This window comes from Aliiroseovarius sp. (genome assembly GCF_030148435.1).
Lineage (GTDB): Bacteria > Pseudomonadota > Alphaproteobacteria > Rhodobacterales > Rhodobacteraceae > JASBTN01.
On sequence record NZ_JASBTN010000017.1, the window covers coordinates 17,519 to 28,246 of the forward strand.

Consider the following 10,728-nt stretch of genomic DNA (forward strand, 5'->3'; position numbering starts at 1 on the left):
AAGGGATATTCGACAGAGGTGCCATGAAATGACCCCAATTGCGAGGGGTTTGGCGGGCCGCCTGTTGCGCCTCTGCACTAGGCGCGAAGATGGAAAACGGATAACGTGCTCTATCCCGGGGGGGAGTGAACTGGAACTGGAATTGAAATGCGCGCCTTTACTCTGGCCTTGGCCATTCTGACTTGTTTTGCGTCACCCTCATTGGCGGGTGACAGAGTGACCCTGGGATTCGGCCGGCTGTTTTCCAACGATTATCTGGGCGATGGAAGCGACCGCTGGCGTACCGGATCCTATGTGGTCAGCTGGCTGCGCGGCCCCGTGGGAACCGAATCGCGGGGCAACTTCGGTGAGGTTCTGGAATACCGTTTCGGCACGGCGGTGCTCGCCCCGGCCAGCCTCACTGCTCCGGCGGCCGATGATCGGCGCTACGCCGGTGTGTTATCTGTCGGTCTTCACAGCCAATTCAATCGTGGTGCGCTTGAGCTGTCCACTGGCGTGGACCTGGTGATGGTCGGGCCTCAGACCGGGATCAGCGACTTCCAGGAAGAGACGCACGAGCTGTTCGGAGCCACCGTGCCTTCACCTGCGGTTGTGGCCAACCAGATCCCTGACCGCGTCATGCCAACCACCCTGGTCGAGGCCGCGCGCCCCTTTGCGTTGAGCCCGACCACCTCCCTGCGTCCCTTTGTCGAGGTCCAGGCCGGTGCGGAAACCTTTGTTCGTGTGGGCGGCGACGTGCTGATCGGGGCGGGGTTCACCCAAGGGCTTGTCATGCGCGATGGCACCACCGGAATGCTGTACCAGGGCGCGCGCGATCTGCGGGGCACCGGCCTTTCCTTCCTGGTCGGCGCGGACGTGGCCCGTGTGGCGCATTCCGCCTACCTGCCGACCAGCGACGGGTATGCGTTGACGGATGTCCGCGCCCGCGCGCGCGCCGGGGTTCAGTATCGTGGCGAGCGGTATGGCGCCTTTTATGGTGTGACCTGGCTGGGCGAGGAATTCGAGGCACAACCGACCGGGCAGGTGCTGGGTTCGATCAATATCCAACTCAACTTCTGATGGTAACGCCTTGAAATAGGTTGATTTTCCCTCTTTTCAAGGTGATTCGGTCGTGCTAGCTTGCAGACAATAAAAAACAAAAAGGCAGGCATACAGGCATGATGACGGGCTCTCACGGCACGTTTGTCATCTCTTGGTCGCAGACAGAAGTTGATGGTTTGACCGGTGCGCCGATACAGGCGCTGGGCGTTGGTGCAAGCTGGCGCTGGACGGGCAAACCGGTTCGGGTGGATGGGCCGCCCGAAGTGCTGCTTCTGGAGCAGGCCAGCGGAGAGGCGGACCTTCGCCGGCGCGCCGCGCGCGCGGTACACAAGCTCGTGGGTGCCGCCCTGCGCCCCGGGCTTTCCCTGGAAACGATAGAGGTGGACGATCCGCTTCTGAACGTGGGCTTCCAGGTCACAAACGGGCGGTCCAGTTATACGGTCACGGTGATCAATGTCAGCCCGGACACGCCGCCCTTGCTAATGTTCCTGGGCGAGGCGCCGCCTGCCAATACCGATCTGTGGGTCGTTCAGGCGACGATGCAAGCGAGTTCGGTGAACCGTTTGACCGACCAGCCGACCGGCGTGATCTGTTTCACCCCCGGCACACGCATCCGCACTGCGGATGGTGATGTCCCGGTCGAATACCTGTCCGAAGGCGACCGCATCCTGACCCGCGACAACGGCCCGCAAGAGGTGCTGTGGATCGGCCACCGCCGGATCAGCGGCGCGCGGCTCTATGCGATGCCGCAACTGCGCCCGGTGCGCATCCGGGCGGGAGCGCTGGGGATCGACCGGCCGGATGGCGACCTGATCGTCAGCCCGCAGCACTCCATGCTGATCACCGGTCCCAAGGCGAAGGCGTTGTTCAACACGCCCGAGGTCCTGGTGGCCGCGCAGGATCTGATTGACGACCGGCGTGTGCATGTGGACCACTCCCTGCGGGAAGTGACCTATTTTCACCTGTTGCTGGAACGGCATGAGGTGGTCTGGGCCAATGGTCTTGCAACCGAGAGCTTCCACCCGGCCCTGACCGCGCTGGACGCGGTCGACCCGGTCCAGCGCGCGCGCCTGGTCGAGATGTTTCCCGAACTGGACTATGACCCGGGTGCCTATGGCGATTACGCCCGGCGGATCCTGACACGGCCGGAAGCGGCAATCATGCAGGCAGGTGTGGCTTGAGCGTACCGGGGTGATCCGGCTCCCCCCCCGGTCCCCCCATCCGACGTGCTTTTTCGCCCCCTTGAACGGGAGGGGCGCCTTTAGGCGTTGACACCCCTGCTGCGCGGAGTATAAGCGCGGCTTCATTGGTGTTGGTGGCCCCCGCAAGGGGATGCCTGTCACGTCGGCCAAATCCGGCGAGAGGACAACGCCCTTCTTACCTGCGATTGCGGCCCGAAAAGTGGGAACCGGTTTTCGGATAAAGCCGCGATGTATTCAAACTGAAGGAGATCAGCCGTGACCAAACGCACGTCTGCCAAGTACAAAATCGACCGCCGGATGGGCGAAAACATCTGGGGTCGTTCGAAATCCCCGGTCAATCGCCGCGAATACGGCCCCGGTCAGCACGGCCAGCGCCGCAAGGGCAAGATGTCGGACTTCGGTCTGCAGCTGCGCGCCAAGCAGAAGCTGAAAGGCTACTACGGCGACCTGACCGAGAAGCAGTTCCGCCGCATCTACGGCGAAGCCGAGCGTGTGAAGGGCGACACCGGTGAAAACCTCATCGGCCTGCTGGAGCGCCGCCTGGACGCCGTGGTCTACCGCGCCAAGTTCGTGCCGACCGTCTTTGCAGCCCGCCAGTTCGTGAACCACGGCCATGTGACAGTGAACGGCAAGCGTGTGAACATCCCCTCCTACCGCGTGAAAGAAGGCGACGTGATCGCCGTTCGCGACAAGTCCAAGCAGCTGGCCATCGTGCTGGAAGCCGTGGGCCTGGCCGAGCGTGACGTGCCCGACTATGTCGATGCCGACCACTCGAAGATGACCGCTACCTTCACCCGTACCCCCGGCCTGTCGGACGTGCCCTACCCGGTGCACATGGAACCGAACCTTGTCGTCGAATTCTACGCGAAGAACTAAGCTTCGCCGACATCGGACAGAATTTGGAACCCGCCTTTCGAGGCGGGTTCTTTTCGTTTCGGGTCTTTGTTATAGGAGCTGAAATTCAGGAGCGGGGATTGGAGACAGGCATGGCAAACGGGATCGAGCGCGGGTTTGAAAAGGGGCTCTTCGCCTCACGCTGGTTGCTGGCGCCGATGTATGCCGGGCTGGTCCTGGCGCTGGGTCTGCTGGTCATCGTCTTTGCCCGCGAGCTGCTTTACTACCTGCCCAAGGCGATGGAGATGACCGCGGACAAGGCAATTCTTGTGGTCCTGACCCTGATCGACCTGACGCTGGCCGCGAACCTGATGGTGATCGTGATCTTCTCGGGCTACGAAAGCTTCGTGTCGAAGCTGGATGTCGATGTCGGCGAGGATCGGCCGGGCTGGATGGGCAAGGTCGACTTCGGCGGGCTGAAGATGAAACTCATCGCCTCGATCATCGCCATCTCGGCCATTTATCTGCTGAAACGCTTCATGGAGATCGGCAAGACCGACGGCGTCTCCAGCACCGAGATGCTGTGGCTGGTCGTGTTTCACGGAACCTTTGTCATCTCCGGCGTATTGATGGCTCTGATGGACTGGCTGGGCGCGCAGGCCAGGAAGGGCTGAACAGGAAGGGCTCAGATACAGCGCCCGCCATCGACTTCCATCGCGACGCCTGTGACCATCGCGGCCTCGTCGGAACAGAGAAAACAGGCCGCATTGCCCATGTCCTCGGGGGTGGAAAAGCGGCCGATCGGGATGGTCGACAGGAATTTTTCGCGCATTTCCGGCGTGTCCTCGCCCATGAAACGGGACAGAAGCGGCGTTTCCCCGGCCACCGGGCAGATCGCATTCACCCGCACGCCATGGGGGGCAAGCTCCACCGCCATTGTCTTTGTTGCGGTAATCATCCAGCCCTTGGAGGCATTGTACCAGTTCAGCTTGGGCCGCGGGCTGAGCCCGGCGGTGGAAGCGACGTTCAGGATTGCACCTTTCCCCGCCTGCTTCATGCCCGGCACGAAGCTGCGCGCGGTCAGGTAGACCGATTTTGCGTTGACCGCCAGAACCCGGTCGAATGCCTCTTCGGTTACGTCCTCCATCAAGGTGGGCAAATGGGTGATGCCCGCGTTGTTGACCAGGATGTCGAGCGCGCCGAAGGCGTCCCGGGCCAGATCGGCCATCGCCTCGACACTGACGCGGTTCGATACGTCGACCCTGCAGGCGATGCCGCCAACCTCCGCGGCCATTTTCTGTGCAGCTTCGCCGTTCAGATCCGCGACCATGACCCGCGCGCCCTCGGCCGCGAACTTGCGCACGATGCCGGCGCCGAAGCCCGAGCCGCCCCCGGTGACGATCGCCGTCTTGTCCTGAAGTCTCATGGTGCCCTCCTGCTGTTGACCCGAGTTTGAAAGGCGATTCCGTCAACCGCAAGCGCGGGGACGTAATATTCGAAAATTCCGGGAAGTTTTCTTCGAGGAAATTGGATCTCACGGGAGGTGGCAACGCCATTCGACGTGTTGGATGCCGACAAAACGGGCGAACCGCGCCAACTCCGCCTCCAGCTTTGCGTGTCGGGCCGTGGCCCATTTCACCTTCGGTTCCGGCCAAAACCCGGTGACGGCCAGCCACCCGGCCGCACGGTCCGCCTTCAGCTCGATCCGCCCGACGAACCGGTCGCCCTCCAGCAGCGGATAAACGTAATATCCCCATCGCCGCCTGGCCCTGGGCACGAACATCTCGTTGCGGTATTCGAAACCAAAGAGCCGCTCCAGCCGGGCGCGGTCGCGAATGGCCGGGTCGAAGGGATTGAGGAGGCGCAGGCGCGTGGTGGGGGCAGGGGCCCCGGCAAGCCGCGCCTCGATTTCGGGATGGGCGAGCGCCATACGCCAACTGCCATCGGCGGATTGGACCTCGACCGGTACGGTTTCGGCGCCCTCTGCCCAAGCCCTGGCCTCGCGGCTCACCATCGCCTCCCAGAACCGCTGCAACTCGCCCGTGGTGCCCACGCACAGCCGATCCAGCGCTTCGCGGCAGAGCCAGTTCACCGCCTCGCGATCCGGTAGCGGATCATGGGCGGGAAAGACCCGCGCGCCCAGGTCGTAGAATTTTACGAAGTTCTCGCGGTGGCAGGTGGCGAGCTCGCCCGCGTACCACATCTGGTCCAGCGCCTTCTTGTGCGGCGGCCGGGCCCACATGGCACGGCTTTCCGCCTTGGTATCGAAGGCATGGGTCGACAGGGCACCCTCGGCCCGGATGCGGTCGCGGATCAGTTGCACCTGTTCACGCGCTAGCCCCGATTGATACCAGGCGTGCCGGGCCGCATGGGCCCCGAGCCGGTCGAACTGGCGCTTCCAGGCGGGCAGGACATCCGCAGGGATCAGGCTGGCATCGTGGGTGAAATGTTCGAACAGTTGGCGGCCCGCCAGATGCGGCCAGAGCTTGCCTTCGCGGAAATTCTGGTTGCGGGTCCAGAGGATGTGATTATGCGCCCGGGTCACGTTGCGGATCGTATCGATCTGCAGAAATCCCAACTGCCGGATGATGCCCATCACGTCCAGCGGTCCGGTCGGCGTCGGCGCCAGCCCATTGGCCCAGAGCCACAGGCGGCGGGCGTCGCGATTGGGGATGCGCAGGGGGGCGGTCATGCGTCGATGATGAATGGCCCCATTGCCGCGCGCAAGCCCTCGTCCACGATGGTGGCGCGACGGGTGTCCAGGTCCATCAGAACCGCCTTGGCGGTGGCCTCGAACAGCAACACATCATCCGTGGCGCGGTGCATGACATGGCGGATGGTACAGGAGCGGTTGCCGATCTCTGTCAAGCCCGAGCGGATGTAGATCCAGTCGCCGGGTAAGACCTCCTTGTGGAACGTCGTGTCGAAATGCACCACGGCGAAGGCCTGGCGGCGACCGCCACTGATCTGGTCCTGACCCAGGCCAAAGGCCGTCATCAGCCCCAGGCCCGCGTCCGAGACACAGGCGAAATAGCGGCTGATGTTCATATGGCCAAGCATGTCGCAATCGGCGGGATCGACGATGCGGCGGAAGGTCTCGATGGTGGGCATGGGCCGTCCTCAGGGGCAGGGGCTTCGAAATTCCGGTCAAAGATGTTCGAAGATTTCTGGCCCGCCCGGCGGCGAAGGTCACGCGAAACGCCACGTCATCCGTGTTTCGCTGCCACTGTCTTCAGTTGCGAGAATCCGTAGAGCGCCACGAAACCCTTTTCACGCCCGTGGCCCGACTTGCCAACCCCGCCGAAAGGCAGTTCGACCCCGCCGCCCGCACCGTAGTTGTTGATGAATACCTGGCCCGCGCGCAGGCGTTTTGCCAGCCGCATCTGGCGGGCTCCGCTGCCGGTCCAGACGCTCGCGACCAACCCGTAATCCGTACCATTGGCAATCGCCACCGCCTCGTCTTCGGTGTCGAAGGGAATGACGACCTGCACCGGGCCGAAGATTTCGTCGCGCGCCAGCACATGGTCGGCGGGCACGTCGGCAAAGAGGGTGGGGCGCACGTAGTAGCCGCCCTCGGGCAGGCCCTCGGCAAACTGGCCTTGACCGGCGATGCGCAGATCCGCGCCCCTGGTCAGGAATCCCTCGACGATCTCCTTCTGGCGGGCGGAAATCAGCGGGCCGACATTCAGGTCTGACCGCGCGGGGCCCACCAGCAGCGCGTCATAGGCCGCGCCCATACGTGTGACCACCTCCTCATAGACGCCGCGCTGGACCAGCACGCGCGACGACGCCGAACAGGTCTGCCCGGCGTTCTGGATACAGGCGCCGACCAGGAAGGGCAGGGCCGCGTCCAGGTCGGCGTCGTCGAATACCAGTTGGGGCGATTTGCCGCCCAGTTCCAGCGTCACCGGCACCACGTTGGCGGCGGCGGCGGACTGGACCAGGGCCCCGACACCCACCGATCCGGTGAACGAGATGTGGTCGATACCCGGATGGGCGGCCAGCGCAGCGCCCGCCTCTTCGCCCAGCCCCGGCACCACGTTCAGCGCGCCGGGGGGCAGGCCGGCCTCTTCGGCCAGCGCCACGAAGGCCAGCGCGGTCAGGCATGCTTCTTCGGCGGGTTTCAGCACGCAGGCATTGCCCATGGCCAGGGCCGCGCCCACGGACCGGCCGATGATCTGCATCGGGTAGTTCCAGGGCACGATGTGACCCGTCACCCCATGCGGCTCGCGCAGGGTGTATACGGTGTAGCCGTCCAGGTACGGGATGGTATCCCCCATGACCTTGTCCGCGGCGCCACCGTAGAACTCCATGTAGCGGGCAAGGGCAATGACATCATTGCGGGCCTGGGTCAGCGGCTTGCCCACGTCCATCGCTTCGATCACGGTCAGCTCTTCGATCCGCGTTTCGACCAGCTGGCCGATCCGGGTCAGGATGCGCCCGCGTTCAACAGCTGTCATGCGGCCCCAATCGCCCTCCAGCGCGGCACGGGCGGCCGAGACCGCGGCGTCGATATCCGCCGCCGTGCCCCGGGCGATGGAGCCGATCTGCTCCCCGCGTGAGGGGTTTTCCAGCGGCAGCTGCCCGCCCCCGTCCGGCGCGCGCCATTCCCCGCCGATATGCACCTGTGTCGCGTCGTACCAGAGTTCACGCATCTTCCTCTTCCTTCCATTCGGCCGGAATAGTCGGGGCGGCCTTGATCAGTTTTTGCGTATAAGGGTGGGCGGGGTGCGAGAAGACCTGTTGCGTCGGGCCTTCCTCGATGATCTCACCCGCCCGCATGACCAGCACCCGGTCGGTGATCGAACGGACCACGGAAAGGTCATGCGAGATAAACAGATAGGCCAGCCCATGGCTTTCGCGAAGCGCGGCCAGCAGGTCCAGGATTTCTGCCCGGATCGAGACATCCAGCGCCGAGACCGCCTCGTCCAGGATGATCAGGTCGGGGCGCAGGATCAGGGCGCGGGCGATGGCGATGCGTTGGCGCTGCCCGCCGGAGAACTCGTGCGGGTAGCGCTCCATCGCCTGCGCCGGCAGGCCCACCTCGCGCAGGGCCATCGCCACGCGGTCGCACCAGTCGGCGGGGCGTTCGGGCATCAGGTGAAAGGGTTCCGCCACCAGCCGGTCCACCCGCCAGCGCGGGTTGAAGCTGCCATAGGGATCCTGAAAGACGACCTGGATGCCAGAGCGCAGCCCCCCCGCCGTTTCGGGCGTCATAGGCTTGCCGAACAGGCGAATTTCTCCGCCCTGAAGCGGCTCCAGCCCCAGGATCGCACGGGTCAGAGTCGACTTTCCACAACCGCTTTCGCCAACCAGACCGAGGCTTTCCCCGGTTTGCATCGTGAAAGAGACATCCTTGACCGCCCGGAACGTCGGTCCGGGTCCAAAGAACGACCGGCGGGGCAGGACATAATCGCGGGTGGCTCCCTCCACCTCCAACAGAGGTTCCGGCGCCGGGGGGGTGATGCGGTCGGGCTGGTGCGAGGACGCCTCGAGCAACTGCCGCGTATAGGGATGGGCCATGGTGCGAAATAGCTGTTCTGTCGCGCCCTGTTCGACGATACGCCCCGTTTGCATCACCGCCACATGGTCGGCCACATCGGCCACCACGGCAAGGTCATGGGTGATCAGCAGAAGAGACATGCCCTCTTCCTCGACCAGGTCACGCAAGAGGTTCAGGATCTGGGCCTGTGTGGTCACATCCAGCGCGGTGGTGGGCTCGTCGGCAATCAACAGCTCCGGGTGCAGCGCGATGGCCATGGCGATGCAGACGCGCTGGCGCTGCCCACCCGACAGCTCATGCGGGTAGCGGTCCAGTGGGAAGCGGTCCGGGGGCAGGCCGACACGGGTCAGTTTCTCTTCGGCGATCTTCAACGCCTCGGCGCGGGTGGCCCTGGTGTGGATCAGCAGGGTCTCGGCGACCTGGTCGCCGATGGTCCTGACCGGGTTCAGAGCGGTCATCGGTTCCTGGAAGATCATCGAGATGCGGTTGCCGCGAATGGCGCACATGTCCCGTTCACCCAGCCGCGTCAGATCGCTGCCGGCCAGCAGCACCTGGCCCGAGACCTTGGCCCCGCGCGGCGACAATCCCATGATGGCCAGCGCGGTCATCGATTTGCCCGAACCGCTTTCGCCGACCAGCCCGAAGGTCGTGCCGGGCTCCATGTCGAAGGAAACCCGGTCGAGGATCGTTTCACCATGAATGGTCAGGGACAGGTCGCGGGCCTCGATCATGTGCGCGCCCTCCGGATGCGGGGATCCAGAAGGTCGCGCAGCCCGTCACCCATCAGGTTCAGCCCCAACACCATCAGCACGATGGACAGGCCCGGCAGGATCGCCAATTGCGGTTCGCTGTAGATGAAGGTTTGGGCATCTGCCAGCATGCGCCCCCAGGAGGGTGTGGGGGGCTGGGCGCCCAAGCCGACATAGCTCAGCCCGGCCTCGGCCAGGATGCCGAGGCTGAACTGGATTGTTCCCTGCACGATCAGGAGGTTGGCGATATTGGGAAGGATATGCTCAAGGCTGATGCGCGCCGCTCCCTTGCCCGCCACCCGGGCGGCAAGGATGTAGTCCTGCGTCCAGATCGTCAGCGCGCCGCCCCGGGCGACACGGGCGAAGACGGGGATGTTGAAGATGCCGATCGCCAGGATCGCATTGGTGGCCGAGGGGCCGAAGACCGCGGTGATCAGGATGGCGATGACCAGGGATGGGAAGGCAAAGATCAGGTCATTGCCGCGCATGATGACCTCGTCCAGAAGGCTGCCCCGGGTGGCGGCGGCGGCCAGGCCCAGAGGCACGCCCAGCCCGATGCCGATCCCCACGGCGACGATGGCAACGGCAATCGAGGTGCGCCCCCCCTCCATCAGCATGGACCAAAGGTCACGGCCCAGATGGTCGGTGCCCAGCCAGTATTTCGCCGACGGCGGCTGAAGCTTTTCGGCAATCGACAGGGTTGTCACCTCATGGGGCGTCCAGACGAAGGAAAGGGCGACCAGAGCCAGGAAAAGCGCGCTGATGACGGCGCCCAGGGCAAGCTGTGCGGGAATCCTCATGCGCGTCGCCTCAGCCGGGGGTCAACGGCGGCATAGGCGATGTCGACCAGAAATGTGACCAGGATCACGGCAAACACCAAAAGCATGGTCACGCTCTCGACAACCACCAGGTCGCGCTGGGTAATGGCCTGAAAGATCAGGCGGCCGAGGCCGGGCAGGAAGAAGACGTTCTCGATGATGATCGCGCCGGCCAGCAGGAAGCTGAACTGCAGGCCGATGATGGTCAGCACCGGGATCAGCGCATTGCGCAGCGCGTGGCGCGTGGTTGCCTGGCGCATCGACAGGCCCTTGGCGCGGGCGGTGCGGATATAGTCCTGATGCAACGTGTCCAGCAGGCTCGATCGCATGACGCGGGCCAGAATGGATGCCTGTGGCAGGGCCAGCGCCACGGCAGGCAGGGTCAGCGCCTTCAGCCCCGCGCCAATCCCGCTGTCCCAGCCCGGAAAGCCGCCCGCCGAAAACCAGCGCAGGTTCACGGCAAAGACCAGCACCAGCAGCATGGCGAACCAGAAATTCGGCACCGCGATGCCCAGTTGCGTGCCGCCCATGATGGAATAATCCGCCGCCGTGCCGCGCTTTGACGCCGCGATCAGGCCGAT

General features: G+C 64.4%; 11 protein-coding genes. 4 read left to right on the forward strand and 7 right to left on the reverse strand.

All coding sequences use genetic code 11. The features are described 5' to 3' along the window. Nucleotides 1-147 precede the first annotated feature (147 nt). The 4 genes from Q1V43_RS03355 to Q1V43_RS03370 all read left to right on the forward strand — a co-directional run bounded on the left by Q1V43_RS03355 (nt 148) and on the right by Q1V43_RS03370 (nt 3,751). Nucleotides 148-1,059 (forward strand): lipid A-modifier LpxR family protein, encoded by a 912-nt coding sequence (locus Q1V43_RS03355; RefSeq protein ID WP_366146201.1) that lies wholly within the window; start codon nt 148-150, stop codon nt 1,057-1,059. A gap of 98 nt (nt 1,060-1,157) precedes the next feature. Then, a complete protein-coding gene (locus Q1V43_RS03360) occupies nt 1,158-2,222 on the forward strand; it encodes a Hint domain-containing protein (RefSeq protein ID WP_300513928.1) in 1,065 nt (354 codons plus the stop codon). Between the two features lie 276 nt (nt 2,223-2,498). Continuing rightward, nucleotides 2,499-3,119, forward strand: coding sequence for a 30S ribosomal protein S4 (gene rpsD, locus Q1V43_RS03365; RefSeq protein WP_300513930.1), 621 nt, complete (start codon nt 2,499-2,501; stop codon nt 3,117-3,119). A gap of 110 nt (nt 3,120-3,229) precedes the next feature. Continuing rightward, the gene (locus Q1V43_RS03370; RefSeq protein ID WP_300513932.1) at nt 3,230-3,751 is read left to right on the forward strand and encodes a TIGR00645 family protein; all 522 of its coding nucleotides are present in this window, start codon (nt 3,230-3,232) and stop codon (nt 3,749-3,751) included. 11 nt (nt 3,752-3,762) lie between these two features. Here the strand turns inward: Q1V43_RS03370 and Q1V43_RS03375 are convergent, their stop codons facing one another. The 7 genes from Q1V43_RS03375 to Q1V43_RS03405 all read right to left on the reverse strand — a co-directional run. After that, entirely contained in the window at nt 3,763-4,503 is a 741-nt protein-coding gene (locus Q1V43_RS03375; RefSeq protein WP_300513933.1) for a glucose 1-dehydrogenase, read from the reverse strand. A 108-nt stretch (nt 4,504-4,611) separates the two neighbouring features. Beyond that, nucleotides 4,612-5,769 (reverse strand): crosslink repair DNA glycosylase YcaQ family protein, encoded by a 1,158-nt coding sequence (locus Q1V43_RS03380; protein WP_300513935.1) that lies wholly within the window; start codon nt 5,767-5,769, stop codon nt 4,612-4,614. Continuing rightward, entirely contained in the window at nt 5,766-6,188 is a 423-nt protein-coding gene (locus Q1V43_RS03385) for an acyl-CoA thioesterase (protein WP_300513937.1), read from the reverse strand. The genes Q1V43_RS03380 and Q1V43_RS03385 overlap by 4 nt, the downstream gene beginning before the upstream one ends. Before the next feature lie 95 nt (nt 6,189-6,283). Then, nucleotides 6,284-7,732, reverse strand: a complete 1,449-nt coding sequence (locus Q1V43_RS03390; protein WP_300513939.1) for an aldehyde dehydrogenase family protein — start codon at nt 7,730-7,732, stop codon at nt 6,284-6,286. Then, nucleotides 7,725-9,311: a dipeptide ABC transporter ATP-binding protein gene (locus Q1V43_RS03395; protein ID WP_300513941.1), complete on the reverse strand. Its 1,587-nt coding sequence runs from the start codon at nt 9,309-9,311 to the stop codon at nt 7,725-7,727. The genes Q1V43_RS03390 and Q1V43_RS03395 overlap by 8 nt, the downstream gene beginning before the upstream one ends. After that, a complete protein-coding gene (locus tag Q1V43_RS03400; protein ID WP_300513943.1) occupies nt 9,308-10,129 on the reverse strand; it encodes an ABC transporter permease in 822 nt (273 codons plus the stop codon). Before Q1V43_RS03400 ends, Q1V43_RS03395 begins: the two co-directional genes overlap by 4 nt. Further along, nucleotides 10,126-10,728, reverse strand: a 603-nt coding sequence (locus tag Q1V43_RS03405) for an ABC transporter permease (protein WP_300513945.1), incomplete at its 5' end; no start/stop codon positions are given. The genes Q1V43_RS03405 and Q1V43_RS03400, both read right to left, overlap by 4 nt.